Here is a 26,554-nt window from a genome sequence, read left to right as displayed (position 1 = left end):
AAAGTCCAAGGATTTCAGGGGCATGGCCTGCCCCTGGCTTGACACCTCCGAGGAGGGTCCTCTAGAAGTTCAGTGGCTGCCCCCAGGGCAGGCGCGGGCGTCGAAAGGACCCTCTTCGCGATGATTCCGATGATGAGCGAGCTGCTGGACGTGGTGCTGACCCAGGTCCCGGCCGCGGCGGAGGCCGTCAACGCGGCGCCGGCCAAGCTCGGCGTCGTGGACTCCACCATCAAGTTCTTCAAGGACGGCGGCCCGTTCATGTTCGTCAATCTGTTCTGGCTGGCCGCCGCGCTCGCGGTGGCCCTGGAGCGGATTGTCACGCTGATGTTCCGCTACAACCTCAACGCGCCGCCCTTCATGGAGCAGGTGACGAAGCTGGTGATGACCGGCAACGTGGACCGCGCCGTGAAGCTGTGCGCCGCCGCTCCCCACTCGCCCCTGGCCAAGATCATCCGCGCCGGCCTCACCCGCGCCAACCGCGGCGAAATCGAGGTCGCCAAGGCCGTGGAGGAGGCGCTGGTGGAGAACAGCCCCCACGTGGGCGCCCGCATCCCCTGGCTGTGGTCCCTGGCCAACATCGCCACCCTGGTGGGCCTCGTGGGCACCATCTTCGGTCTGATCGGCACCTTCCAGGCGCTCGGCAACGTGCCCGCCGAGCAGAAGCAGGCGCTGCTCTCGGACGGTATCTCCAAGGCGATGAACAACACCGCCTTCGCGCTCTCCATCGCGGTGCTCTGCATCATCTTCCACCTGTTCCTCACCTCGTACGCCAAGAGCATGGTGGAGACGATGGAGCTGCACGCGCTCAAGCTGGAGAACCTGCTGGCGCGCCGCGCCGCGGGCGAGACGCAAATCGACGAGGCCCGGGCCGCCTGAGGCGCCATGGCGTTCTACTACTCCAGGCGGAAGCTCAAGCCGCGTGAGGAAGAGGAGTCGGGGGAGCTGAACATCATCCCCTACCTCGACATCCTCATGAACCTCATCCTGTTCATGCTGCTGTCCATCAACGGGCTGGCGGCCTTCGGCATCGTCAACGTGAGCGCCCCCAGCTACGGCGGCCCCAGCACCACGGTGACCCCGGAGGCGAACCCGGAGCAGCCGCGCCTGGTGCTCAGCGTGCTCATCAGCAAGAAGGGCCACTTCATCAACAGCGAGAACGCCATCCTCGGCCAGGACGGCGCCCCCACCGTGCCGCTCGGGGCGGATGGCGCGTACGACTACGCGTCCCTCAACGCGCAGATGATGAAGATCAAGAGCGCCTTTCCCTCCGAGACCAAGGTGATCGTCGCCGCGGATCCGGAGATCCCCTACGACACGCTCATCCAGACCATGGACGCCATCCGCGAGACGCGCGAGAAGCCGCACCGCGTGCTCTTCCCGGACGTCACCCTGGGAGCCCTGTAGATGACGGCCCCGGGCGAGACGACGCAGCAGGTACCGGCCGACGACGAGCGGCTGCAGCGGCTGCGCTACCGCAAGGCCCTGGCGCGCAAGAAGCGCAAGGAGCGCGAGGCGGCCGGGGAGATCAAGGAGCTGAACATCACCGCGATGATGGACATGATGACCATCCTCCTGGTGTTCCTCCTGAAGTCCTTCGCCTCGTCCTCGGCGGCGATGACGGCCAGCGAGGACGTGCGCCCGCCGGTGTCCTCCACGCGCGCCACGCCCAAGGACACCGTCGTCGTCACCGTCACCCCCAAGAACATCCTCGTGGGGGAGAAGGAAGTGCTGCGGCTGTCCAGGGGGCAGATTCCTCCCGAGGCGCTCCAGGGCCGCGTGGTGACGGCGCTGGATGCTCAGCTCAAGAAGGAAGTGGAGAAGCTGAAGTACATCGCCGAGCGCAACCCGGCCGCGCCCTTCAGCCGGGAGCTGTCCATCATCGCGGACAAGGCGATCCCCTACGACATGCTGCTCACGGTGCTCTACACCGCCGGGCAGAACGAGCTGGAGAACTACCGCTTCGTCGTCCTCCAGGACGAGGGCAAGCCGCGGTAGGCCCCCGGTCTCCCGGAAGCCCCCGCGGCCCGTGCCTCTCGAGGCGCTAGAGGGTCGGCGTGGCCTGGTGGCCGCCGCGGACCTCCAGCTCGTGGCGCGTGGCGTCCTCCTCGCAGCGGATGGCGAAGGGCAGCGCCTCCAACCGCTCGATGGGGATGTCGTAGCCGCAGTCCACGCAGGTGCCGAAGACACCGGTGTCCATGCGACGCAGCGCGGCATCGATGAGCATCACCTCGCGCCGCTGCGCCTCCACCAGGCTGGAGAGGGTGTAGTCCGCCAGCTCCGCCTGGGCATTCTCCTCGTACTCGGGATCCCGATCCTGGTCCTTCAGCGCGGAGAAGCTGCACGTTGAGCCCCCTGCGTGGCCATCAGGATGTCCCGGCGGCGGCGCTGCAGGAGCTCGCGGATCTTCAGAACGTCGGTGGTTCGCTTCATGGCCTGTCGCTCCGTCAATGGTGCACTGCGTCGCCCGGCCGTATTTCCCGCGCGATGAACGGGGAAAACCTAGGAGCCCTGAGCAGGTAGGGAAACTGTTTCTGAAAACCCTACGTGTAGGATGGCCGGAGGGCGGGCGAGCGGGCAGGAGGCCGTCATCCGGGGGGTGGACATGCAGGAGCGGAAGGGTGGGACAGGGCGTGGGGGTCCTGCTAACAGTTGGCGGACGGGCCGAAACTGGCCCGTGAAGAGAGGGAGTCGGGACGTGAAGCTTCAGCGGGTGACGGTGATTGGCGGCGGACTGGCGGGCAGCGAGTGCGCCTGGCAACTGGCGCGGCGCGGAGTGCCGGTGACGTTGCGCGAGATGAAGCCGCAGCGGCGCTCGCCGGCGCACAAGTCGGATCAGTTCGCGGAGCTGGTGTGCTCCAACTCGTTGCGCTCGGACAATCCGGAGAGCGCCATTGGCCTGCTGCACGCGGAGCTGCGGACGCTCTCGTCGGTGATTCTGGGGTGCGCGGACACACACCGGGTGCCAGCGGGAGACGCGCTGGCGGTGGAGCGGGAGGCCTTCTCGGCGGCGGTGACGCGCTCGGTGCGCGAGGCCCCGGGCGTGGAGGTGGTGCCGGGCGAGGTGGACCAGTTGCCCGAGGGCGTGGTGGTGGTGGCCACCGGGCCGCTCACCTCGGACGCGCTGACGAGGGACCTCGAGCGCTACGTGGGGGCGAAGCTCTACTTCTACGACTCCATCGCCCCCATCGTGGCGGGGGACTCCATCGACATGAACATCGCCTTCCGCGCCAGCCGCTACGGCAAGGGCGGGGGCGACGACTACATCAACCTGCCGATGAACAAGGAGGAGTACTACCGGTTCATCGCCGAGGTGAAGGCGGGCCAGAAGCTGCAGCCGCACAGCTTCGAGGAACCCAAATACTTCGAAGGGTGTCTGCCGATCGAAGTGATGGCCGATCGAGGCGATGACACGCTGGCCTACGGGCCGATGAAGCCGGTGGGGCTGAAGGATCCGCGCACGGGCCAGGAGCCCTACGCGGTGGTGCAGCTGCGCATGGAGGACAAGGCGGGCACGTCGTGGAACATGGTGGGCTTCCAGACGCGCCTGACGTGGGGCGAGCAGAAGCGCATCTTCACCACGTGCGTGCCGGGCCTGGCCAACGCCGAGTTCCTGCGGATGGGGCAGATCCACCGCAACACCTTCATCGACTCGCCGAGGCTGCTGGACCGGGACTTGTCGCTGAAGGTGGAGCCGCGGCTGTTCTTCGCGGGACAGATTACGGGCGTGGAGGGGTACGTGGAGTCGGCGGCGTGCGGGTACCTGACGGCGCTGGCGGTGTACGCGCGGCTGACGGGGGGCGAGTTCGTCCCGCCGCCGGCCACGACGGCGATGGGCTCGCTCTACCGTCACGTGACGGGCGAGGCGCACCCGCCGGACTATGACTACCAGCCCTCGAACGTCATCTTCGGGCTGTTCCCGCCGCTGCCGGGGCGGGTGAAGAAGGCGGACAAGCGGGCGCGTTACGCGGAGCGGGCAAGGGCGGACCTGGCCACGTGGCTGCCGAGCGTGCCGCCCGCGCAGGAGCCGCAGGAGCACCAGGGGACCGCATGAACCGACGAAGCGTGATGGCGGGGGCGCTGCTGGCGCTCGCGCTGGTGGGGTGCAAGCGCGGCGAGGACAAGGGCGGCGGAGGAGGGCAGGGGAAGGCCCGGTCCGCGACGGCCGTGGGCGGGCTGGGCGTGATGCTGGCCGAGGGCCCGGCGGAGGATCTGCGCGTCACCGAGGATGGGCAGTTCGCCACGTACCTGACGAAGACGCGCAAGCCGACGGTGGAGGGGATTCCTCCGCAGATGCGGCTGGGCACGCTGTACGTGGTGCCGGTGACGGGCGGCTCGCCGCGCAAGCTGGGGGATGGGGTGACAAACGTGCCCGGGGGCATGCTCTTCACCCCGGACTCGAAGCACGTGCTGTTCCTCACCGGGTACAACCTGGCGAACCAGTCCGGGGCGCTGCACGTGCTGGCCCTGAGCGACCCGGCCGCCGAGCCCCAGAAGCTGGGAGACACGGTGGCGTACTTCCTGCCGAGCCCGGATGGGACGAAGCTGGCCTTCGTGGACGGCGGGGTGCTGAAGCTGGGGCCGTTGCCGTCGGGCCCCTTCCGGCAGGTGGGCGGCGAGGTGTCCAACGCGGAGTTCTCGCCGGACGGCACGATGCTGTTCTTCAAGCGGCGGCTGGCGGCGGCGGGCGGACTGCTGGCGGTGCCGGTGGAGCAGCCTCCGGGCAAGCAGGCCGAGCCGGTCAAGCTGGCGGACCAGGTGGGCGACTACGTGCTGTCGCCGGACTCCAAGCGCGTGGCGTACCAGGTGCGCACCCCCACGGTGTCGGGGATGTATGACCTGTACCTGGCGGACCTGCCGGAGTTGAAGGGCCGGAAGGTGGCCTCGGGGACGACGGCGTTCGCCTTCTCGCCGGACGCGAAGTGGCTGGCGCGCAACGACGGGGGCAAGCCGGAGGTGCTGGGCGACCTGTACGTGGGCCCGGCCTCGGGCGAGCCGGCGCGCAAGGTGGGCGAGCGCGTGAAGGAGGCGGCCTTCTCGCCGGACTCGCAGGCGCTGGGCTTCCTGGCGAAGTACGACCAGTCGGCGGGCGCGGGGCTGATGGGCGTGGTGGCCCTGCCGGACGGCGAGCCGAAGCTGGTGGGCAGCCGCGTGCCCAACTTCACGTGGGGCAAGGACGGCAAGTACGTGGCCTTCCTCTCGCGCTTCCTCAAGCCCATCTATTCGGTGGATTTGATGCTGTACCAGGTGGGCGCGGAGAAGGCGGAGAAGGCCCACCCGGGCGTGTTCGGCTACGGCTTCGCCCCGGGGGCGCTGGTGTTCCGCGCGGGTTGCATCCGCGAGGGCCGTGCCTGTGACTTCAAGGCGCTGCCGCTGCCCAAGCAGGAGCAGGCCCAGCCCCGGACGTGGCTGCAGGGCATCTACAGCTACAAGCTGTCCGAGGACGGCAACCGGATTCTGGCCACCTCGGCGCGGATGGACTCGGACACGTTCGACGTGGCCATCTACGACGTGAAGACGCAGGCGCGGAAGACGCTGGACCAGGGCGCGCAGCTGCCGGCGTACTTCGCGGGGCAGGATGACTCGCTGGCGGTGTACGTGCTGAAGGGCGCGAACGCCGGGGTGTACGTGGCGCCCGCCCAGCCGTGAGAAGCTTGCGGGCGGCCCGGTTGGGTCTACGCTGGGGCCGCCCATGAGCACCGCCGAGCTGTCGCCGCTGCTGGAGAAGTTCCGCGCCCACCTCGATGACGAGAAGGGCGCGAGCCCGCACACCGTGCGCAACTACATGATCGACCTGGTGGACTTCGAGCGCTACCTGGTCGAGCGGATGAAGCTGACACTGTTGTCGGCCTCGCACGCGGCCATCCGCGGCTACCTGGGGACGCTGGCGGTGGACCATGCGGCGTCGAGTCGCTCGAGGCGGCTGGCGAGCATCAAGAGCTTCTACAAGTACCTGGTGCGGCAGAAGTTGCTGCCGGGCAGCCCCGCGAAGCTGGTGAAGAGCCCGAAGCTGCCCAAGAGCCTGCCCAAGGTGCTGCCGGTGGACGAGCTGTTCGCCATTCTCGATATGCCGTCGCAGAAGACGGTGCTGGGCCTGAGGGACCGGGCGATTCTGGAGATCCTGTACGGCGGGGGCCTGCGCATCAGCGAGCTGTGCGGGCTGAACCTGCTGGACGTGGACCGGAGCGGGCGGATCATCCGGGTGATGGGCAAGGGCAGCAAGGAGCGCCTGTGCCCTGTGAACGCGCAGTCCATCCGGGCGCTGGAGGCGTACCTGGCGCGCCGGGGCGAGCTGCTGGCGGTACCGCGCGAGGGGCAGGACGCGGAGGCGGTGTTCCTCAACTACCGGGGAGGCCGGCTGACGCCGCGGAGCATCGGGAGGCACCTGGACACGTACGTGGTGCAGTGCGCGCTGCAGCGCAAGGTGAGCCCGCACGCGCTGCGCCACTCGTTCGCGACGCACCTGCTTGGCGGGGGGGCGGACATCCGGAGCATCCAGGAGCTGCTGGGCCACGCGAGCCTGTCCACCACGCAGCGGTACACGCACGTGAGCTGGGAGCAGCTCCAGCAGGTCTACGACGCCGCGCACCCGAGGGCCTGATTTCCCCCCGCGCCAGATCTCCCCTCTCCCCTCGGGAGAGATTCCGTCTGCTCCAGCAAGAGATTTTGTCATGTAGGTGTTGGGGAGGGAGGGGCTGGGGGAGGGAGGGGGTAGAGGAAAGGCTGGCGGCGCTTGGCGACGCTGTAGATGACCAGCAGCAGTTTGCGCATGCAGGCCACCAGGGCGACCTTCTTGCGCTTGCCGCGAGCCAGCAGCCGCTCGTAGTAGTCCTTGAGCAGGCCGTTGGAGCGCACGGCGGTGAGGGTGGGCATCCAGAGGGCGGCGCGCAGACGTGCGTCGCCAATGCGGCACAGGCCCTGGCTGGAGGGGGTGCGTTTACCGGAGTGGGAGACAGCCGGGGCACAGCCGACGAAGGACACCAGGGCGTTGCCGTCGGGGAAGACAGAGGCCGGGTCGCCCACGGAGGCCAGCAGGCGCGCCACGGTGGTAGGGCCCAGGCCGTCGATGCTGGTGAGCAGCGAGCCCAGCTCGTGCTTGTCCACCAGCAAGCCGATGTCGTCGTCTGCCTGGCGCAGCCGTTGACGCAGTCTGGAGAGGTCCTCGCAGGCGTACTTGACGCCCTGCTGGAAGGGGGCGGCATGGTGGGCGCCCACCGAGGCCGTGGCGGCCTGCTGGAGAGTGCGAGCCAGGGGAAGGCCGACGAAGTGGCGGCCGTCGGACTTGAGGTTGGAAATGGCCTTGAGACGAGCGTGAGCGAAGGCCTGGGCAGTGGGGTACTGGCAGAGCAAGGCACAGGCCAATTCGGTGTCGAGCTTCACGTGGCGGGTGAATTCGGGGAAGCCCAGGTCCACCAGCCGGTGCAGCTGGCGCAGCTTGACGCCGTGGTCCTCCAGCAGCCTGTCACGCAGTGACACGGCCTCCTTGAGCCTCGGCCAGCACGCTGTCGGGCAGGTGCGAGGACTGGAGGCGTTTTTCCTGGGCGAAGCGCGCGATGCTCAGCGCATCCAGGGCATCCGTCTTGGCTCGGCGCAGGTCCTCGCCAGCGTAGCGGTGGGTGCGTAGTGGATTGATGAGGGCCACCGCGTAGCCACGTGCCAGCAGGGCCGCCACCAGGTTGCGCCAGTAATGGCCCGTGGCCTCCATGGCCACCAGCACCTGCTCGGCCGGGCCCAGCGCCTGCCACAGTTGGCCATAGCCCTCCTGGTCCTCACTCACGAGCAGGGGTTTGCGCTCCACCCCTCCCTTGGCGTCCACTACTGCCACTGCGTGCTTCTCCGCGCCTATGTCGATACCGGCGTAGCGCTCGTACTGCTTCACCTGACTCCTCCTGGACGCAACACTCCGGGAGCCTCGAGCCCGATGTCCCTGCCCACCCTTGTCTATACGGGGACTGGCCGCGGGGGCCGCCCCAGGATTCCGTCCGGGCAATGAAACATCGGTCGAGGGCGCCAATCTCTCCCGCGAGGACTCAGCCTCCAGGGACGGTGCGGCGACCCTCTCCCGATTGCGTCGGCGCCTACTTACCTCAGAAGTCGCCGACTTGTCAGGTACATACAAGGGACGGGGTGAGGGTGCCACGTCTCCCAGGTTGAGCCCGTGGATACGGTGCGGTTTCAGCTCACCGGGTAGTCGAGCACGTAGGACACGGTGGCGGCGTGCAGCGCCCGATCGAACCAGCGGTCGAGAGTGGTCACGTCCGTGCACGCGAGGATGCGCTGCCGCTCTTCATCACCGACCGGCACGCCCCGCGCGGTGAGAATCCGAAGCACCGATTCGGCGCGCCCTTGAATCCGGCCCTCCTCCCGACCCTCCTCCCGCAACACTCTCTTCGCCGCTTCGGGTCCCCGCAGGATGAACTCTTCGGCCCAGCGATCCATCAGCGCCTCCGCTTGCTGTGCATCCATCACCGAATGTAGCACCTGCATCGCTGCCGCGCGGGTGCGCTTGCCCTCGATCAAGAGGATGTAACGGATGACCATCACCAGATACTCGGCTCCATCGGGGCCGGCCCGCACTTGCGCGAACAGAGCCGTCCAATCTGGTAGACGGTGGGCCAGATCCCCCGTGCGCCCGTAGCGCAGAACGAGCCACGCCAGCCGGGCGAGAGGTGGACCCGGACGCGCCATCAGCGCTTCGGCCCGCTCGGCCGTCAGGTCATCCAGCAGGTATTCGAAGCGTGGCACCAGCGCCCGCCAGCGCTCCCGTTGCTCGTCCTCGCCCGGCAGGTCGAAGAGTTCCTCGACGCATCGGGGCGCGGACCAGGCCCCCTCCGGCCCGTGGTACATGACGAGAGGGATGATGACCGGAAGCACCGTGTTCTCTGGATGATGTTGGCGCCAGTGCTCCACCTGTCGGACCACGTACCGCAGCATGCGCAGCGCCATCCACCGATCCACTGAGGACTGGTGCTCGAGTAACACGTAGAGCAGCAGCGGCCGGCCCTCGCGCAGGCGAGCCGTGAAGAGCAGATCACTCTCCGTCTCCCGCAGCTCCGGGTCCACGACGGAGCCAGACTCCCGGCGCAGGGATGACCAGTCCACCTCGGAGACGACATGCGCGGGCAGGACGGCGCGCAATTCGGCGGCGGCCCGCTCGGGGTGGCCGAAGGTGAAGCGCGCGAAGAGGTCATGGGGTCCGGGCATGGCGAGTCGCTCCGGAAGCATTTGGCGGGCCAGTCCGCCCCGGCCTCTCGAGGCCCCCTGAAGGGTACGCTGCGCGGCGCTACTGCCGGGGAGGGTGAAGGGGCGAACAGCCGCTCGGGGAATCGTGGAAACGTCCGCGTCCCCTTGTTAAACCCCCAGGCATGTTCCACGGCACCACCATCCTCTGTGTGCGCAGAGAGGCGAAGGTCGTCATCGCGGGTGACGGTCAGGTCAGTCTCGACAAGACCATCATGAAGAACACGGCGAAGAAGGTTCGCCGCATCGGCGATGGCTCCGTCCTCGCGGGCTTCGCGGGCAGCACCGCCGACGCCTTCACCCTCTTCGAGCGCTTCGAGGCCCGCCTCAAGGAGCACCAGAAGAACCTCGCCCGCGCGTGCGTCGAGCTCGGGAAGGACTGGCGCACCGATCGCTTCCTCCGCCGCCTGGAGGCCCTCCTCATCGTGGCGGACCGCGAGAAGACCTTCATCCTCTCCGGCGCCGGCGACGTCATCGAGCCCGATTACGGCATCGCCGCCGTGGGCAGCGGAGGCTCCTACGCGCTCGCCGCCGCCCGCGCGCTCATGACGCACACCCAACTGCCCGCCCGTGACGTGGCCACCCACGCCATGCAGATCGCCGCGGACATCTGCGTCTACACCAACTCCAACATCACCATCGAAGAGCTTCTGAGGGGCCATCACCGTGAGCAACGCACGCAAGATCCCCGCCTTCACCCCTCGCGAGGTGGTGGGCGAGCTGGACCGCTACATCGTCGGACAGAACGGCGCCAAGCGCGCGGTGGCCATCGCGCTGCGCAACCGCTGGCGCCGCCAGCAGGTCTCCGAGGACCTGCGCGATGAGATCCACCCCAAGAACATCATCATGATCGGCCCCACCGGCGTGGGGAAGACGGAGATCGCCCGCCGGCTGGCGAAGCTCGCCCAGGCCCCCTTCGTCAAGGTGGAGGCCTCCAAGTTCACCGAGGTCGGCTACGTGGGCCGCGACGTCGAGTCCATGGTGCGCGACCTGGTCGAGGCCTCCATCGCGCTCGTGCGTGACGAGGAGGTGGAGAAGGTGCGCGAGCGCGCCCTCGAGCTCGCCGAGGACCGGCTGGCCCAGCTCCTCTCCGGCAATGCGCCCGCGCGTCCGTCGGGCGGCATCGGCTTCATGGCGCCCCCGCCCCCGCCCACCGTGCCCCGGCTCGGGGACATGGAGCGCGAGAAGCTCCGGGCCCAGCTTCGCGCCGGCACGCTCGATGACCAGGAGGTGGAGGTGGAGCTCTCCGACAGCGGCTCCCCCACCTTCATGCGCAACTTCTCCGGCCAGGGCATGGAGGAGATCGGCGTCAACCTGCAGGATCTCTTCAAGAACATGCCCGGCATGAACCGCTCGCGCCGCCGCAAGGTGCGTGCCCCCGAGGCCCTCAAGCTGATGGAGCAGGAGGAGGCCGCCCGGCTGGTGGACACGGATCGCGTCAACCGCGAGGCGCTCGTCCGCGCCGAGACCGGCGGCATCATCTTCATCGACGAGATCGACAAGATCGCCAGCCGCGAGGGCGCGGGGAAGGGCTCCGGCCCGGACGTGTCCCGTGAGGGCGTCCAGCGCGACATCCTCCCCATCGTCGAGGGCTCCACCGTCAACACCAAGTACGGCCAGGTGAAGACCGACCACATGCTCTTCATCGCCGCGGGCGCCTTCCACGTCTCCAAGCCCAGCGATCTCATCCCCGAGCCTCCAGGGCCGCTTCCCCATCCGCGTGGAGCTGGATCCCCTCAGCGGAGACGACCTCGTCCGCATCCTGCGCGAGCCGCGCAACTCGCTCATCCGCCAGTACACCGCGCTGCTGGCCACCGAGGGCGTGCGTCTGGATTTTTCCGATGACGCCATTCTGGAGCTGGCCCGCATTGCTCAGTCCGTCAACGAACGCACCGAGAACATCGGCGCGCGGCGGCTGCACACGGTTCTGGAGCGGCTGCTCGACGATGTATCCTTCCATGCGAGCGAGCAGGGACCGAAGGATCTGCAGATAGACGCCGCCTACGTGCGCGAGCGCCTCGCCTCCGTGGTCCAGGACGAGGACTTGTCGCGTTACATCCTCTAGTCACCCCGGGAGTCCACGTGCCTCTCACTACGCCTATGAGAACACCCAAGACCGACGCCGCCGCCCCGCAGCCTTCCACCGCCAACAACGAGCAGTGGATGGAGAAGGCCAAGGCCCACCTGCTGCAGAACTACAAGCAGCAGCCCATCGTGCTCGAGCGCGGGTTGGGCTCGCGCGTGTGGGACGCGGATGGCCGCGAGTACCTGGATCTGCTCGGCGGCATCGCCACGTGCGCGCTCGGCCACTGCCACCCGGAGGTGGTGGTCGCGGTGAAGGCCCAGCTCGAGAAGCTCTGGCACGTCTCCAACGTCTTCTACTCGGAGCCGCAGATCGAGCTGGCCGGCCGGCTCACCGCCGCCTCGGGCCTGCAGCGCGCCTTCTTCTGCAACTCGGGCGCGGAGGCCAACGAGGCCCTCATCAAGCTGGCCCGCAAGGTCCAGAAGGACCGGGGCAACGCGGACCGCTACGAGATCATCACCTTCGAGAACTCCTTCCACGGCCGCACCCTGGCCACCGTCACCGCCACCGGCCAGACGAAGTACCAGAAGGGTTTCGAGCCGCTGCCCGCCGGCTTCACCCACGTGCCCTACGGGGACCTGGAGGCCGTGCGCAAGGCGGTGGGTCCGCACACCGCGGCCATCCTCGTGGAGCCCATCCAGGGCGAGGGCGGCGTGCGCCGGGCGCCCGAGGGCTTCCTCAAGGCCCTGCGCGCCCTGTGCGACGAGAAGGGCCTGCTGCTGCTCGTGGATGAGATCCAGACCGGCATGGGCCGCACCGGCAAGCCCTTCGCCTACCAGCACGAGGGCATCCTCCCGGACGGCATCAGCCTGGCCAAGTCGCTCGGCAACGGCCTGCCCATCGGCGCCATGCTGTGCACCGATGACGCCGGCAAGAGCCTGGTGCCGGGCACCCACGGCTCCACCTTCGGCGGCAACCTGATCACCGCCGTCGCCGCCAACGTCGTGGTGCGCAAGGTGACCGAGCCGCAGATGCTCCGCGACGTGACGCAGAAGGGCGAGTACTTCCTCTCGCGCCTGCGCGAGCTCCAGGGCCGCCTGCCCACGCTCGTCAAGGAGGCCCGCGGCCTGGGCCTGCTGGTCGGCGTGGAGCTCTTCCAGGACGCCGCGCCCTACATCGCGAAGTGCCGCGAGCTGGGCCTGCTCGTCAACGCCGCCGGCGAGAAGACCATCCGCTTCGCTCCGGCCTACACCGTCGCCAACGACGACCTGGACCACGGCGTGCGCATCCTCGAGCGCGCCCTGAAGTCCTGATCGCCCGCCGCACTCCGTCGGGGAGTGCACTCTCGGTCTCCGAGAGTGCATTTCTCGAAATTCGAGAAGTCTTTCGACGGACGGAACAGTACCTCCGTTCTGCAAAAATCCACCGATGGCGTTTGACGCGACACGGGGTAGAGCCTAGGATTTCCGTCGTTTTTGACGGTTTCCCGAGTTCCCTCGAAAGGGAGCCGTTCTGGAGGTTCCCGATGATCGCGCCTCAAGCCTCCATTGATATCGATCCGGGCCACGATGTCCTCCGGGCCAACCAGCTCATCGAAGCGGGTCTCTGGCTGCACCTGGGCGGGGACGCCGCGGGTGCGCGGAGCCTGTTCGTGCGAGCCCTGTCGCATGATCCGGACAACCGCCGGGCCCGGGAGTGGCTCACGAAGGGGGAGGGCGCGCGTACCGCCGCCCCGGTCACGGCGGCCCCGCCGCCGGCCGTGAGGCCCATGTCCCTGACGTCCGTTCCCTTTCTGGTCCCGCAGCCCGCGCTGGAGGTGAGCGTCGTCCTGCTGGACGAGGAGGAGGTGGCTTCCGAGGCCACGGCTTCGGGCCGCCACATCACCGCCGACGTGCTGGCCTTCCTCTCCGAGCCCCAGCCGCCTGCGCCCGTGGCCGCCCGGCCCGTGGCTCCGGCTCCCGTGGCCACCCGGCCCGTGGCTCCGGCACCCGCGCCCGTGGCTGCCCGCCCCGTGGCCGCGGCGCCCGTGGCCGCTCGGCCCGTGGCTCCGGCGCCCGCGGCGCTCCGGCCGGTCTCCGCGCCCGCGCGGACGCCCGCGCCCGTGCCCCAGGTGGCGCCACGCCAGGGGGTGCGGACGCTGTTGGTGGGAGTGGAGGATCTGCTCGCGCTGGGAGACGTGTCGAGCGCGATGGATCTGCTGGGCAAGGCCGAGCAGATGGCTCCGGGTGACGCGCGGCTGGCGTCGGCTCGCGAGCGCTGTGTGCGCGGGCTGCAGGCCTCGCTGGAGGCCAAGCTGGGGGACCTGAAGCGGGTGCCCACGCTCAAGCTGCGCATGGCGGAACTGATGAAGCTCAGCCTGGATCCCCGCGCGGGCTTCCTGCTGTCGCGCATCGACGGGAGCCTCAGCTTCGAGGCCCTCTTCTCCGTCTCCGGCATGTCCCGGTTGGACACGCTGCGCGTCCTGGCCCAGTTGCTGGACCAGGACATCATCGCCATCCGCTAGCTAGTTGTAGCGGAACACGCGGAATTCGTAGCCGCCCGTCTCGCCCTCGTCCGGGTACATGACGAGGTAGAGCGTGGTGGTGGTGGCCGCGCGGATCTCCACGAACGAGTTGCGCCAGGTGGCGAAGGGGTTCTTCACGTCCTCGCGGGTGAAGCCGGCCAGCGCGGGCACGACGCGGTCGGTGTTGAACTCGATCCGGTACGTGACGTCCTTCGTCACGGAGATGGCGAACCAGTCCTCGTCCTGCTCGTACTCGAGCCGTCCGAAGCGGTTGGTCGGCGTGCTGGTGCCGCCCACGTCCGGGACGATGGTGGTGGCCTCGGTCGAGCTGTCGCCGTGCTGATCCTCGCCCACGGGGGTGAGGGTGAGGGCGTACTGGCCGGTGCCGGCGGACGGATCGAAGGGCGAGTGGCTCACGCGCACGTAGTAGGGCGCGGTGGCGCGGGCCTTGAAACCCACCTGGGCCTTGGGCCGGCCGTCCTGCGAGGTGATCCACTGGCCGCCCTGATCGAAGATGTCCACGCGCGGCATGAGCGCGCCGGTGCCGGGCTCCACGGTGACGCTGTAGACGGTGCGCAGCGTGCCGTCGACGCGGAAGAAGTCGTAGTCGCCCACCGGCTCGATGCTCTGCTGGCGCTGCGTGGTGGCGTTGGAGGCCAGCGTGACGGCGCGCGACAGGCAGTCATCCGGCTCGGCGCTGTCGCCGGTGTGCTCGGGGCAGTTGAGGGCGGTGATGGCCTCGCACACGCCGCTGGGCCGCAGGACGGTGCCCTGCTTGCACAGACAGCGCGCGTTGCCGTCCTCGTTGACGCACCAGGTCTTGTCGCCCTGGGTGCAGGGGTTGGGATCGCACGGGTCGTCCTGGGTGTCCGGACCGTCGGTCACGAGGCAGCCCGTGCCGAGCACCGCGGCGAGGGGAAGGAACAAGAAGCGGGAGAGGGTGTGTCGCATGACTAACGGCTCCGACGGGCCTGGGTGCCCGTTTCTTCATCCACCGCGGGGGCGGGGTTTCGGTCCAGCGGATCCTCCACCTCGGAGGCCTGCTCGCGGCGCTGGCGGTACTGCTCGCGCACGTAGGCCACCAGCTGGTCGAGGTACGAGGAGAGGGGAGGGCAGCGGATGCCAGTGCCGTCCAGCAGCTCCAGGGTGTTGTGGCAGTTGTAGATGGCCAGGTGGTTGACGTAGCTGAGGGCGGCGCGCTGGGGGCGGGCCAGCTTCTCCAGCACGGGCAGGCGCATCATCACGTCCGCGGCGCGGGCCGAGAGGTTGAAGCGGGGCAGCTTCTTGTTGGCCTTCTCGGCGATGAGCTCGTAGACGCGGCGAGCGCTCATCGGGTTGGGATCCACCAGGTGGAAGGTGCGGCCCACGGCGCGTTCGTCGTGCGACAGGGCCCACACCGCGTTCACCACGTAGTCCACCGGCACCACGTTGAGCGGGGCCACGCCGTTGCCGGGCAGGGGCAGCGGCACCACCAGCGGGCTCGTCACCAGGAGGATGCCCAGGTAGTAGGGGCCCTCGAAGCGGTCGATCTCCCCCGTGCGCGAGTCACCCACCACGCTGCACGGCCGGAAGATGGTGGTGGGCAGCGTGGTGGCGGCGCGCTGGACGAGCTTCTCCGCCTGGAACTTGGTCTCCTCGTAGACGTTGCGGAAGTCCTGGCCGCAGTCCAGCTCGTCCTCGGCGATGACGCCCACGCGGCCGCCCGAGACGTGGCAGGAGGAGAAGTGGTTGAAGCGCCGCAGGTGCTCGCAGTCGCGCGCCAGCTCCAGCACGTTGCGCGTGCCGTCCACGTTGATGCGCCAGGCCGTCTCCTTGGGCACGCCCATGTAGAAGACGGCGGCCAGGTGGTAGATGTGCGTCACCCGCTCGCACAGCCGCTGGTACTCCTCGCCGGACAGGCCCAGGTGCATGTCCACGATGTCGCCGGTGAGCAGCTCCAACGTGGCCCCGGTGCCCTGCAACTGGGCGGCGAGCTTCTGCGCCTCCTTGAGGTGCTTGGGCTGCACCAGGGCGTAGACGTGGGCCTTGGGCTCCTCGCGGACGATGTGCTCGATCAGCCGTTTACCGATGAAACCCGGGTAGCCGGTGACGAAGTACGTACCGGCCTTGCCTCGGGCTTCCTTGCGCTTCTCGCTCATGGGCGGCGGAGCATACCCGTCCCTCAGCCGCGCGCGAGCATGGCGCGCCACACCTCTTCCACCTGGGCCCGGGTTGTCCCCAGATCTCCCGAGTTGTCCACCACCCAGGTCGCATGCTGGCGCTTCTCATCGAGTGGTAGCTGGGCGGCCAGCCGGGCCTCCGCCGCCGTCTCGTCCAGGCCGTCCCGCCCCATCAGCCGGGCCTTCTGCACCTCGCGGGGCACCCACACCAGCACCACCCCGTTCATCGCCGTGTGCAGCCGGTTCTCGATGAGGAGGGGGGCGTCGTAGATGATGCGCTCCAGGCCCCGCTCGGCGAGGCTCCTGGGTGCGCAGGAGGAACTGCTGGCCGATGAGCGGGTGGAGGAGGGCGTTGAGGGCGGCCCGCTCCTGGGCGTCCCCGAAGACACGCGCCCCCAGCTTCGCCCGGTCCAGGCGGCCCTCCGCGTCCAGGACCCCGGGGAAGCGCTCGGCCACGGCCTGGAGCCCGGGGGTGCCCGGCTCCACCACCTCGCGGGCGATGACGTCCGCGTCCAGCACCTCGGCGCCCAGCTCGCGCAACATCCGGCTCACGGTGCTCTTGCCCGAGGCGATGCCCCCGGTCAGTCCATAGATGTCCACGCGCGGGGCCTACTTCCCGGCCGGCTGGGGCGTGAAGATGAACGAGTGCACCGTCCTGCCGTCCTCGTTGAGGAACACGGCCAGCCCCAGCTTCGCGTAGTGCAGGTAGGTGCGGAAGTCGTCGGTGATCTTCTTCTGGTAGCAGGGGCCGCTGGCCGCCGCCTTGCCGGACGGGCAGGCATTGCCATAGGTGCTCTCCACCGACTCCTTGTCGATGACGGGGCCGGGGAAGACGTGGATTTGCTCGACGAGCTGCGTGCCCGGGTCCACCTTGAACTGCACCTGCTTGGTGCCCTTGATGGCCTGCTGGTTGAAGTAGGCGATGACCTCCTTGCCCTCGGCGGTGACGACGCGCGAGGGCTCTCCGAACCTCTGGATGACCTGCTCGCGCCTGGTCTGCCCGGGCTCGACTCCCTGCCACGGCTTGGCCACCGCGGGCGCGGCGGCGAGAAGCACGGCGACGATGGCGATGGTTTTCATCCTCGGAGGTGTAACGGATCCCCCCGCACCGTCTCAAGCTCCCCCCCGGCTTCGTCCGGGAGGTCACAAGAGCGCCAGGTTTCACACCTCCGCCTTGCCCCCTGGGGGGGCGTCTGCTAGTGACCGGACCGATGCGCGCTCGCGGCTCCTGGATCCTGTCCTTCGCCCTCGCCCTCGCTCTCTCCCCCTCCGGCGCCGCCCTGGCCGCCGACTTCCTCGGCCCGGAGAGCTGCAAGGGCTGCCACCCGGCGGCCTATGAGGCCTGGATGCAATCCAAGCACGCCCGGGCCGGCGACTCGCTCTCCGAGGCCCAGCAGAAGGACGCGCGGTGCCTCTCCTGCCACTCGCCGGACCAGGCCTCGCAGAGCGTCAGCCACGTCACCTGTGAGACGTGCCACGGCGGTGGGCAGTACTACTCGCCCAGCTACGTGATGAAGGACGCCGAGCTGGCCCGGCTGGTGGGCCTGGTGGACCCCTCGGAGAAGGCCTGCCGCAACTGCCACGACGCGTCCTCTCCCTCCCTCAAGCCGTTCAATTTCGTCGAGTCGCTCAAGGCCATCGACCACTGGTCGGCCGCGCGAACCGGCAAGCCGGCGCGGGCCGAGAGCCCCTCGCCCGAGCCCGCGAAGAAGAAATAGCGTGATCAAGATTCTCGACGCCCGTTTCATCACCACGGCGGTGGAGCCCAAGGGCTACCCCACCAGCCCCGCCCCCGAGGTGGCCTTCGTGGGCCGCTCGAACGTGGGCAAGTCCTCCATGATCAACGCGCTGGCCGGCCGCAGGAAGCTGGTGCGCGTCTCCAACACCCCCGGCCGCACCCGCGCGCTCAACTTCTTCGACGTGGACGTGGAGCGCGGCACCAAACGCCACACCGTGCGCTTCGCGGACCTGCCCGGCTACGGCTTCGCCAAGGTGAGCAAGTCCGAGCGCGCCGAGTGGCAGAAGATGATCACCTCCTACCTGGAGAAGCGGCGGGATCTGAAGATCGTGGTGAGCATCATCGACGCCGAGGTGGGGCCCACCCCGGACGACTTCCAGACGCTCGACTACCTGCAGGAGTCCAACCGGCAGATCATGGTCGTGGCCACGAAGATCGACCGGATGCCCAAGGCGCGCCGCAAGCCCCGCCTGCAGGCGATCGCCGACGAGCTGTCCCTCCCCCGGGAGGCCGTGGTGGCCTTCTCGTCCACGGAGAAGCTGGGCTTCGACGAGGTGTGGGACGCATTGCTGAACACCCTCACGGCGTGAGCCCCCGTTCTGCTCCCCGCCCGGGAGGCGCTGTGGTAGGCACGCGCCGTGTCCAAAGGAAACGGAAGCAGCGGCAACGGCAGTGACATCCAGCAGGCGCTGAACACCTTGCGGCGGCAGCTCGCGTCGCTGCCCGCGAAGAAGCGGCTGGATGCCCTCATCGAGTCGCGCGACGCGCGGGCGCTGGTGCGCTCGCTGCCCGCGGAGGACCTGTACTTCACCATCATGGAGGTGGGGCTGGCGGACTCGACCGAGATCGTCCAGCTCGCCTCGCCCGAGCAGTTCCGCACCTTCGTGGACCTGGGCGGGTGGAAGAAGGACGCGGTGGACCTGCACCAGGTGCTCACCTGGCTGCGCGCCGCGCGCGGGGACGAGGCCGAGGACTTCCTGCGCAAGCTGCGCAAGGTGGACACCGAGGTGTTCGAGCTCATGGTGCGCGAGTTCACCCTCATCCATGACCTGGAGGAGAACCCGGACGTCCACGTGGAGGGCGTGACGCTGGAGACGCCCGAGGGGCGCTACCTGGTGGAGTTCAAGGGCATAGAGGGCCCGGAGCTGGCGGCCATGCGCTCCATCCTCAATGACTTGATCGCCGACAACCCCTTCGAGGCGGTGCGCTTCCTCGAGGCCACGCGCTGGGAGGTGCCGGGCGAACTGGAGGAGTCGGCCTACCGTTTCCGCTCGGGGCGGCTGCAGGACCTGGGCTTCCCGGCCCTGGAGGAGGCGGCCCGGCTCTTCAGCCGGGTGGACACGGGGCCGGCACCGGCTCCGGCGGCCGTCGCGGCGCTCGTGGCCACGAAGTCGCAGCCGGACTACCTGGACGCCGCCTTCCGCGCCCTGGACGACGTGGAGCGGGAGAACCTGGAGGGCGAGCTGCGCTACCTGGCCAACGCCACGCTGGTGGCGGAGGTGGAGGATCCGGGTGACCTGGACGCCATCCGGCGCGTGGGTGAGATGGTGCGCGACTACCTGCTGCTGGGGCTGGAGCACCTGACGGGAGGAGACCCCGCGCGCGCCGCGCAGGTGGTGCGCGACACGGAGACCCGGCGTGTCTTCCAGGTGGGTTTCTCCCTGACACTGGCGCTCAAGTTCCGCGCGGACCGGCTGATGAAGCAGCCGCTGGCGCAGGTGGAGGGGGCGCCGCTGCTCTTCACGGAGGAAGCCGCCGCCATCGAGGCCCTGCGCCGCAAGCGCCCGCGCCGGACGTTGAAGGTGCCCGGGGCGGAGCCGGTCCCCTTCCGCTCGAGGCGCGAGGTGGCGGCCAGCGAGGAGGTGCTGACGCGGGCGGAGGCGCAGGTGGCGCTGCTGGGCGCGCTGCTCGGTGGCACGGAGAAGCGGGCGCGCGAGGTGCTGGCCCTCTTCGGCGTGGAGCCGCGCATCCTGGGCGTGGAGCGCTTCTTCGCCGCCACCGTGGCCCTGGCCCTGCTGGAGGGAAAGGTGGGGCCGAGGCCGGTGCCGTCGGCGCGACGGGACGAGCTGGGAGCCCTGCTCTTCGAAGGCACCCCCGAGGCCCCGCGCCTGCGCCCGGACGTGGCCGCGCGGGTGGTGGCGGTGCTGGAGCCGGCGGTGCCCGAGTCGGCCCGGCCCGAGCTGCGCCGGCAGGTGAATGCGACGCTCGCCCGTCTGCTGGAGGAGCTTGCTCCGTCCTTCCTCCAGGAGGGCAAGTTGAACCCCATCGCCTCCGTTCTCCTGCCCATCGAAGGCGGAGAGCCGTAATCCTTTCAGTCGTACCTCCCCGGGGTACCCGCCCCCCTGATCGCTAAGGCCTTGGATCCACGGGCCTTTGCCCGCGAGGGCCGCTGGCACATCGCCTGCTAGCGAATAGGGCGTCCATAGAGCTGTACCTATGGCCTCTGTGTTTCCGTGCTGACGAACGGAAGTGCTTTCGGGCTGGGCGGGAGGAGGACTGGATGGGGTTGGGCGACAAGGCGGAACGCCGGGACGTGGTGTCCTTCTATGCGCTGACCGCCTTCGCGGCGCTGCTGTACATGGTGCCGCAGGCGTGGATCCCCGCGCTGGCGCCGTTGCGGCTGGCGCTGCTGACATCGGGGGTGGCGGCGGGGTTGATGGCGCTGAGGCGGGTGGGGCGCGCGGAACCGCTCTACTTCGACGGCGTGCGAGGGGTGGCGCTGCTGTGCTTCGCGGCACTGGCGCTGGCCTCGATGACGTGGTCGGTGAACCCGGAGGTGACGCGCTTCACGGCCATCGAGCTGCTGAAGCTGACGGCCATCTACCTGACGCTGGTGAACGTGGTCACCACGCCCAAGCGGTTGGCGGTGGTGTGCGGGGCCGTGGTGGTGGCCTCGATGGTGACGTCGCAGGGCGTCATCCACACGTACTTCACCGGCACGCCGGAGACGCTGGTGGAGGGCTACCGCGCGCACTGGGTGGAGGTGTACGCGGACCCCAACCGCTCGGCGATGAACCTGGCGCTGGTGGTGCCGCTGGCGGTGGCCTTCCTGGCCCGCAAGGAGAGCGGCTGGCTGTGGCGAGGGGCGTGCGCCCTGGCGGTGGCGCTGGCGGTGGTGGCCATCGTCTTCACCTACTCGCGCGGTGGCTTCATCGGCCTGTCGGTGGCCATGGCCATCTGGGCGATGCGTGAGCAGAGGAAGCTGCGCTCGGTGCTGCTGGGCGTGGCGCTCGCGCTGGGCCTGGTGGCGTTCGCGCCCAAGAGCTACTGGGAGCGCAACCAGACGGTGGCCTCCTTCCAGGAGGACGCCTCGGCCATGGGCCGCGTGTACGCCTGGCAGGTGACGTCGCGCATCAGCCTGGACAAGCCGCTGCTGGGCGTGGGGGCGGGGGCCTTCCGCTACGCCTGGCACCTGTACGCGCCGCCCCAGGCCACGCGGGCCTACGTGGCGCACAACGTCTTCCTGGATGTCATCGGAGAGCTGGGCTGGTTGGGCCTGGGCCTCTTCCTGCTGTTCGCCGGGGGCGCGACGGGCGGTGCCTTCGAGGCCTCGCGCAACCCGAGGATCGGGTGGCTGGCCCGAGGGCTGGCGGCCTCCATGGCGGGCTACCTCATCTGTCAGTTGTTCGCCGGATACATCCTCTCCGCGCACCTGTACGTGCTGTTCGGCCTGGCGGCCTGCGCGCAGCGCATCGCCCGGGCGCAGGAGGCGGAGGAGTCGTCGAAGGTTCCAGAGGTCAAGGGTCGGCTGGTCGCGAGCTGGGAGGGCTCCAACCATGCGGCGTGAAGAAGTACGGATGGCGGAGGAACCCCTGCGCCTGGTGCAGTTCACCAAGTCGTTCCACATCGGAGGTACGGAAGTTCAAGTGGTGGAGTTGTTGAGGGGCCTGCCGCCCAGCTACCGCGTGCAGCTCGCGGTGCTGCAGGACCAGGGGCCGCTGATGGACTCGGTGCTGCGGCTCGGCTTCGCGCCGGAGGTGTTCCCGCTGCATGGCTCGCTGGCGCGGCCCAACTCGGCCCTGCAGGTGCTGCGGCTGGCGCGGTGGCTCCGCGGCCAACGGGTGGAGCTGGTGCACGCGCACGACTTCTACTCGACGATGCTGGTGGTGCCCGCAGCGAAGCTGGCGGGGACGAAGGTGATCGTCGGGCGGTTGGATCTGGCCCACTGGCACGGGCCGGCGCGGCGGGCCCTGCTGCGGAGCCTCACGCGGATGGCGGACCACGTGGTGGGCAACGCCGAGGCCATCCGCCGCATGCTGGTGGAGGAGGAGGGGATGCCGGCGGATCGGGTCTCCGTCATCCCCAACGGCCTGGACGTGGCGCGCTTCGACGCGCGGATGCGCGAGGGCTTGAAGGCCCCGCTGCCGGACACGAAGGGCGCGCCGGTGGTGGTGCACGTGGCGAACATGAACCACCCGGTGAAGCGGCAGGAGGACTTGCTGCGGGCGCTGGCGATGGTGCGCCTGAAGGGACAGGTGCTGCACGCCTACCTGGTGGGGGATGGCCCGCGGAGGCCGGAGCTGGAGCGGCTGGCGGGCGCGCTGGGGCTGAAGGACACGGTGCACTTCCTGGGGCACCGGGCGGATGTGCCGGCGGTGTATGCCCGGGCGGACTTCGGGGTGCTGTGCTCCACGGCGGAGGGCATGTCCAACGCGGTGATGGAGGGCATGGCGGCGGGGCTGCCCATGGTGGTGACGCGGGTGGGCGGCAACCCGGAGCTGGTGGCGGATGGGGAGCGGGGCCTGGTGGTGCCGCCCCTGAGGCCCCAGGCCATGAGCGAGGCCTTCGGCGTGCTGCTGGCGGACCGGGAGCTGGGCCGGCGCATGGGGGCCGAGGCGCGTGCCTTCGTGGAGCGCGAGCTGTCCCTGGAGCGGCTGGTGCGCCGGCACGACGTGCTGTACCGGCGGGTCGCGCGAGGCGGCTGAAGCCGCTTTTCCGGAGGCCCGGAGGGGAGTGGGGACAACCTTTCGGTGGTGTTGACTGGTGAACAGATGGCGGTTCCCCCCCCGAGGGAGCCCCGCCCACCCCGGAAAGAACGGGGAATCGCGAGCTTCCTGGTAACATCCTCCCCCGCTGATCGCGCCTGACACGCGTTGCGCGGGGGAGTCGCTGGCAGTGCCCATCCACACACTGGCTCGCCGTATCCCGTGGCTGCTCGCGGTGGCCGCCCCATTCCTCGCCTGCTGGCTCTTCATCGACACGTATGTCCTGCCCGCCCACGTCGAGCCGTACGTGCTGCACCTGAACGGGACGTGGAAGCTCCAGGAGGGCGAGGGCGAGGGGTGGGCGGACCCGGCGCATGACGACTCGGGGTGGGGGAGATCCGCTTCCCCGGGGGGTACTCCGCGCAGGGGTACCGGGCGAGCCAGGCCTGGGCGCGCAAGCGGTTCGAGCTTTCCCCCCAGCTTCGGGACAAACCCCTGCTCCTGATGCTGGGCGGGATGCGGACCAGCCGCGTGACGGTCTTCGTGAATGGACACGAGGTGGGCCGGACGGCCGAGTCCGTCCGGGGACTCAAGGGCGAGGTGGATGGGCTGGAGGCCTGGAAGGTGGACAGCCGGGAGCTGCGTCCGGGCTCCAATGTGCTCGCCCTCCGCTTCGAGTGGACGCTCCCCGGCAGCGATGGCGTGGTCGACGCGCGCATGCTGCTCGGGGCCCAGGAGCAGTTGACGCCGTACTACCTGCGCGCGAGTGACACCCGCCGGTTCTTCCAGAACGGAGCGCTCGCCCTCTTCGCGTTCCTGCTGGTGCTGCTGGGCATGTTCATGAGCCGGGAAACCGATCCCACCCGGCGTGCGCTGCAGCGCTCCACCTGCTTCGTGGTCGCCTCGGCGGCGCTCTATCTGGCCACCCGGACGGTGGCCCTGCTGGGCCTGAGGCAGTCCTCTCCCCTGACGTTCACGATGATCTCCCTCACGGTGGTGGGCATCGTCTGGGCGATGATGGAGTTCTCCCAGCACTATTGCCTCGGGCATGCCACCCGCTTCGGGAAGGTCCACCGGGCCGTCTGCGGGGTGGCCGCGGGCGCCTTCCTCGCGGTGTATGCGTTCGGCCCGCTCGCCGGGGCCATCCCGCTCTACCGGCTCTTCGCGCTCTACATCTTCGGGAGCGTGCTGTACGTGACGGTGCTGACGACGGCCACCGTGCTTCGCCGCAAGCGCGCGTCCGATCGGGTGTTCGCGGCGGCCGTCTACTGCATGCTCGGCGCCGGCGTCATGGATCTGCTCACCGACCTCTATGTGGTGCAGGCGCCGCGCCTCTTCTCGGTGGCGGTGATCAACCTGGGGCTGTGCGCGGGGATTCTGCTCATCGCGGACTTCATCCAGCTCAGCTACGTCAACGAGACGCTCTCGGCGAGCCTGACGCGGACGAACGCGGAGCTCGCGGTGGCGCTGGCGCGCGCCGAGGACGCCGCCCGGCTCAAGAGCGCGCTGCTGGCGGAGCGGCTGGCCTCGGTGGGCACCCTGGCCACCGGGGTGGCCCATGAGATCAACAATCCCATGGCCTATGTGACGGCGAACCTGGCGTTCCTCTCCAAGCAGTTGCCGGAGCTGGCCCGCTCCGCGGGGAGCGACGCCCCGGTGGGCGGTGAGCTGGCCGAGCTGGGACAGGTGGCCGCGGAGAGTCTGGAAGGTGCGCGGCGGGTCAACCAGATCGTCAAGGAGCTGAGGCTCTTCGCTCGCGGTGGAGGAGACGAGCGGTTGGAAGTGGTCGATGTGAGCGCCGTGGCGAAGAGGTCCTTGAACCTCGCGCTGCACGAGCTGGAGCAGCGCGCACGGATCGTCGAGGAGTTGGGGGAGGTGCCCCGGGTGCTCGGCAGTGAGTCACAGCTCGGTCAGGTCTGCCTCAACCTGCTGCTCAACGCCGGCCAGGCGATGACAGGGGGAGACACCGGCCGGAACGAGCTCGTTCTGCGCACGCGCCGGCGCGAGGATGGCTGGGTGGTGCTCGAGGTCACGGACACGGGCCGTGGGATTCCACCGGAGGATCAGCGCAGGTTGTTCGATCCCTTCTTCACCACGAAGCCGGCGGGCGAGGGGATGGGGATGGGCCTCTCCATCTGTCACGGAATCGTCAAGCGGCTGGGCGGGGAGATCCAGCTGGAGAGCGTGGTGGGGAAGGGAAGCCTGTTCCGGGTCGTTCTGCCCCCTCACGCCCCCCACGCCGCCTGAGCGGATGAAATCGTTTTTCCGGAGGCCCGTAGGGGAGGGGGACAACCTTCCGCCCACGAGGCCTCTGCCGTGAATATCGCCCTGTTGCTGATCCTTGCCGCCACCCCCGCCCCGCAGTCCTGGCAGTTCGAGACGGATGGCACCCCGAAGGTGAGCGTCTCCAACATCAACGGCTCCATCCAGGTGGAGGCCGTGAACGGGAAGACGGTATCGGTGGAGGCGACGCAGAAGGGCGGAGAGGCCGAGCGCGCGCGCTACCCCATCCAGGTGGAGCAGGACGGGGACGAGGTGACGGTGCGGATGTGCTGCGGCTCGTGCGAGAAGAAGATCTCCAACTGCAACAACCCGCCGGAGACGCACTTCGTGGTGAAGGTGCCGCGTGACTCCTCGCTGGAGGCGAGCTCGGTGAATGCGCCGGTGAAGGTGTCCGGCGTGGCGGGGGATCAGGAGGTGTCGGTGGTGAGCGGTGACGTGTCGGTGAAGGGCTCGCGGGGGAAGCTCGAGGTGTCCGCGGTGAGCGGCAACGTGGAGCTGACGCCCGAGGCGCTCGCGGACACCGAGGTGAGCACCGTGTCCGGCAACGTGAAGCTGAAGCTGCCCAAGGGCGCGGGCGCCAACGTGGAGTTCTCCTCCGTGGGAGGCAGCTTCAACGGCCGGAGCGTGAACCTGGGCTCCACCGAGCAGAAGTACGGCAACGGTGAGCACGACGTGGAGGTGAGCACCGTGGGTGGGGCGCTCGACGTGCAGGCCGACTGAGATTCGAAGTCGAAAAAAGAGAGAGGCGCTCGCCGGTGGAACTCCAAGGCTCCGGCGAGCGCCTTGCTTTTTTCGCGGAGCCTCAGGCCTGGGGGTGGTCAGTGTTCTCTGACCGGGCACTCCTCGACGCGCCCCATCTCGGGGCTCAGGGAAAGAGTCTTGGTATGACTCCCCTCGCGATCGCACTCACCATCGTCGCAGGTCTGCTGGAAGGACTGTGTCACCTTCAGGGTCCGGCCTTCCTGGGTGAACGAGCAGCTGGTGGTCTGGCCCGCGTACCAGGGAGAGCTCATGCAGAGGTTCTTCTGGACGGGAAGCCCCGCGGGAGGGAAGAGGGAGTACTCCGTGGTGCGGTAGTCTCCAGGCAGATCCACGCGGAACTCGGTGTCCCCGACCACGCAGGTGATGGGCTCGAAGCGCGCGCTGCCTGCCTTGCCGTCCGCCAGGGCCACGGCGACCTTGGCGTCACTCCGGGCCTGCTCTCCCCAGCGGAGGGCATGACCGTCCCTGGCGCGGATGTCCTTGTTGTGCTGCCACTGGATGGGGCGGCCTTCCGCATCGAAGTACAGGCGCTCCTCGTCCTTCTGACGTGCCTTGGTGGTGACGTAGAAGGCGAAGAACAGGGAGTCGCCCTTGAGGAAGAAGCTGCGCTCGACCTCGCCGCCCGAGTCACGGCTGTTGACCACGATCTTGCGCAGCCTGCCGTCCATCTCGTGCGTCATCTCCCAGGCCCGCAGCCGATGCCACTGCGCCCGGGCGGCCTTGTTCTTCCGGTCGATGGGGGCGGGGCCCTTGCTCGCCTCCTGGAGCCTGGCGAAAAGGGCACGGATTTCCTGGAGGCGCGGCTGGAGGTCGTTCTCCTCTTCTTCCTGAGCCAGGGCTCCGAAGGGAACGCAGAGGCACAGGAGCAGTGCGAGGAGCCGGTGGGCGGAGCATGGGATCATGGAGGCACCATGGACACGACGG

23 protein-coding genes and 3 pseudogenes are annotated in these 26,554 nt (G+C 69.1%); 17 read left to right on the top strand and 9 right to left on the bottom strand.

Going from position 1 to position 26,554, the window contains the following annotated elements; all coding sequences use genetic code 11:
- The first annotated feature begins 120 nt into the window (after positions 1-120).
- From ACN28I_RS12075 to ACN28I_RS12065, 3 genes are read left to right on the top strand one after another with little or no spacing between them, the layout of a single operon-like run.
- The gene (locus tag ACN28I_RS12075) at positions 121-876 is read left to right on the top strand and encodes a MotA/TolQ/ExbB proton channel family protein (protein ID WP_420942191.1); all 756 of its coding nucleotides are present in this window, start codon (positions 121-123) and stop codon (positions 874-876) included.
- Between the two features lie 6 nt (positions 877-882).
- Positions 883-1,404 (top strand): ExbD/TolR family protein, encoded by a 522-nt coding sequence (locus tag ACN28I_RS12070; RefSeq protein ID WP_420942190.1) that lies wholly within the window; start codon positions 883-885, stop codon positions 1,402-1,404.
- The gene (locus ACN28I_RS12065; RefSeq protein ID WP_420942189.1) at positions 1,405-1,995 is read left to right on the top strand and encodes an ExbD/TolR family protein; all 591 of its coding nucleotides are present in this window, start codon (positions 1,405-1,407) and stop codon (positions 1,993-1,995) included.
- A 46-nt stretch (positions 1,996-2,041) separates the two neighbouring features.
- Here the strand turns inward: ACN28I_RS12065 and ACN28I_RS12060 are convergent, their stop codons facing one another.
- Entirely contained in the window at positions 2,042-2,224 is a 183-nt protein-coding gene (locus tag ACN28I_RS12060; RefSeq protein ID WP_420948625.1) for a TraR/DksA family transcriptional regulator, read from the bottom strand.
- A gap of 471 nt (positions 2,225-2,695) precedes the next feature.
- On the opposite strand from ACN28I_RS12060, the gene trmFO reads away from it, so the two are divergent.
- The 3 genes from trmFO to ACN28I_RS12045 are packed head-to-tail and all read left to right on the top strand — an operon-like array spanning position 2,696 to position 6,598.
- Entirely contained in the window at positions 2,696-4,051 is a 1,356-nt protein-coding gene (gene trmFO / locus ACN28I_RS12055; protein ID WP_420942188.1) for a methylenetetrahydrofolate--tRNA-(uracil(54)-C(5))-methyltransferase (FADH(2)-oxidizing) TrmFO, read from the top strand.
- Positions 4,048-5,646, top strand: a complete 1,599-nt coding sequence (locus ACN28I_RS12050) for a gliding motility protein (RefSeq protein ID WP_420942187.1) — start codon at positions 4,048-4,050, stop codon at positions 5,644-5,646. The genes trmFO and ACN28I_RS12050 overlap by 4 nt, the downstream gene beginning before the upstream one ends.
- A 43-nt stretch (positions 5,647-5,689) precedes the next feature.
- Complete coding sequence (locus tag ACN28I_RS12045; RefSeq protein ID WP_420942186.1) at positions 5,690-6,598, top strand: tyrosine recombinase XerC; 909 nt, start codon at positions 5,690-5,692, stop codon at positions 6,596-6,598.
- 68 nt (positions 6,599-6,666) lie between these two features.
- On the opposite strand, the gene ACN28I_RS12040 is transcribed toward ACN28I_RS12045, so the two are convergent.
- The 3 genes from ACN28I_RS12040 to ACN28I_RS12030 form a co-directional block, all read right to left on the bottom strand.
- Entirely contained in the window at positions 6,667-7,473 is an 807-nt protein-coding gene (locus tag ACN28I_RS12040; protein ID WP_420942185.1) for a transposase, read from the bottom strand.
- The gene (locus tag ACN28I_RS12035; RefSeq protein WP_420942184.1) at positions 7,460-7,876 is read right to left on the bottom strand and encodes an IS110 family transposase; all 417 of its coding nucleotides are present in this window, start codon (positions 7,874-7,876) and stop codon (positions 7,460-7,462) included. Before ACN28I_RS12035 ends, ACN28I_RS12040 begins: the two co-directional genes overlap by 14 nt.
- A 296-nt stretch (positions 7,877-8,172) precedes the next feature.
- Positions 8,173-9,201 carry an Rpn family recombination-promoting nuclease/putative transposase gene (locus ACN28I_RS12030; protein ID WP_420942183.1) on the bottom strand — a complete coding sequence of 343 codons (1,029 nt, stop codon included), beginning with the start codon at positions 9,199-9,201 and terminating at the stop codon, positions 8,173-8,175.
- Positions 9,202-9,362: 161 nt separating this feature from the next.
- Between ACN28I_RS12030 and hslV the strand changes: the two are divergent.
- From hslV to ACN28I_RS12010, 4 genes and pseudogenes are all read left to right on the top strand, one after another.
- Positions 9,363-9,887: pseudogene (gene hslV / locus ACN28I_RS12025) on the top strand (ATP-dependent protease subunit HslV); the annotation flags it as partial.
- Positions 9,888-9,903: 16 nt separating this feature from the next.
- Positions 9,904-11,302, top strand: a pseudogene (hslU, locus tag ACN28I_RS12020) (ATP-dependent protease ATPase subunit HslU).
- Positions 11,303-11,337: 35 nt separating this feature from the next.
- A complete protein-coding gene (locus ACN28I_RS12015) occupies positions 11,338-12,573 on the top strand; it encodes an aspartate aminotransferase family protein (protein WP_420942182.1) in 1,236 nt (411 codons plus the stop codon).
- Between the two features lie 212 nt (positions 12,574-12,785).
- Complete coding sequence (locus tag ACN28I_RS12010; RefSeq protein ID WP_420942181.1) at positions 12,786-13,763, top strand: hypothetical protein; 978 nt, start codon at positions 12,786-12,788, stop codon at positions 13,761-13,763.
- Here the strand turns inward: ACN28I_RS12010 and ACN28I_RS12005 are convergent, their stop codons facing one another.
- The 4 genes and pseudogenes from ACN28I_RS12005 to ACN28I_RS11990 form a co-directional block, all read right to left on the bottom strand.
- A complete protein-coding gene (locus ACN28I_RS12005) occupies positions 13,764-14,714 on the bottom strand; it encodes a hypothetical protein (protein ID WP_420942180.1) in 951 nt (316 codons plus the stop codon). It lies immediately after the preceding gene.
- A gap of 2 nt (positions 14,715-14,716) precedes the next feature.
- The gene (locus ACN28I_RS12000; RefSeq protein ID WP_420942179.1) at positions 14,717-15,901 is read right to left on the bottom strand and encodes an SDR family oxidoreductase; all 1,185 of its coding nucleotides are present in this window, start codon (positions 15,899-15,901) and stop codon (positions 14,717-14,719) included.
- Between the two features lie 23 nt (positions 15,902-15,924).
- A pseudogene (gene coaE / locus ACN28I_RS11995) lies at positions 15,925-16,522 on the bottom strand (dephospho-CoA kinase).
- 9 nt (positions 16,523-16,531) lie between these two features.
- Entirely contained in the window at positions 16,532-17,002 is a 471-nt protein-coding gene (locus ACN28I_RS11990; protein WP_420942178.1) for a hypothetical protein, read from the bottom strand.
- 131 nt (positions 17,003-17,133) lie between these two features.
- On the opposite strand from ACN28I_RS11990, the gene ACN28I_RS11985 reads away from it, so the two are divergent.
- From ACN28I_RS11985 to ACN28I_RS11955, 7 genes are all read left to right on the top strand, one after another.
- The gene (locus ACN28I_RS11985) at positions 17,134-17,640 is read left to right on the top strand and encodes a cytochrome c3 family protein (protein ID WP_420942177.1); all 507 of its coding nucleotides are present in this window, start codon (positions 17,134-17,136) and stop codon (positions 17,638-17,640) included.
- A 1-nt stretch (position 17,641) separates the two neighbouring features.
- On the top strand, positions 17,642-18,250 hold the full coding sequence (yihA, locus tag ACN28I_RS11980) for a ribosome biogenesis GTP-binding protein YihA/YsxC (RefSeq protein ID WP_420942176.1): 609 nt from the start codon (positions 17,642-17,644) through the stop codon (positions 18,248-18,250).
- A 48-nt stretch (positions 18,251-18,298) separates the two neighbouring features.
- The gene (locus ACN28I_RS11975) at positions 18,299-19,966 is read left to right on the top strand and encodes a DUF6178 family protein (RefSeq protein ID WP_420942175.1); all 1,668 of its coding nucleotides are present in this window, start codon (positions 18,299-18,301) and stop codon (positions 19,964-19,966) included.
- 194 nt (positions 19,967-20,160) lie between these two features.
- Positions 20,161-21,447, top strand: a complete 1,287-nt coding sequence (locus ACN28I_RS11970; protein WP_420942174.1) for an O-antigen ligase family protein — start codon at positions 20,161-20,163, stop codon at positions 21,445-21,447.
- A complete protein-coding gene (locus ACN28I_RS11965) occupies positions 21,437-22,585 on the top strand; it encodes a glycosyltransferase (RefSeq protein ID WP_420942173.1) in 1,149 nt (382 codons plus the stop codon). The genes ACN28I_RS11970 and ACN28I_RS11965 overlap by 11 nt, the downstream gene beginning before the upstream one ends.
- Positions 22,586-22,972: 387 nt before the next feature.
- Complete coding sequence (locus tag ACN28I_RS11960) at positions 22,973-24,832, top strand: ATP-binding protein (RefSeq protein ID WP_420942172.1); 1,860 nt, start codon at positions 22,973-22,975, stop codon at positions 24,830-24,832.
- A gap of 69 nt (positions 24,833-24,901) precedes the next feature.
- The gene (locus ACN28I_RS11955; RefSeq protein WP_420942171.1) at positions 24,902-25,588 is read left to right on the top strand and encodes a DUF4097 family beta strand repeat-containing protein; all 687 of its coding nucleotides are present in this window, start codon (positions 24,902-24,904) and stop codon (positions 25,586-25,588) included.
- Between the two features lie 98 nt (positions 25,589-25,686).
- On the opposite strand, the gene ACN28I_RS11950 is transcribed toward ACN28I_RS11955, so the two are convergent.
- Positions 25,687-26,532 (bottom strand): hypothetical protein, encoded by an 846-nt coding sequence (locus ACN28I_RS11950; protein WP_420942170.1) that lies wholly within the window; start codon positions 26,530-26,532, stop codon positions 25,687-25,689.
- Between the last annotated feature and the right edge of the window lie 22 nt (positions 26,533-26,554).

Source organism: Archangium gephyra, assembly GCF_049060025.1.
Lineage (GTDB): Bacteria > Myxococcota > Myxococcia > Myxococcales > Myxococcaceae > Archangium > Archangium gephyra_A.
This window is presented reverse-complemented; position numbering and strand designations above follow the sequence as displayed.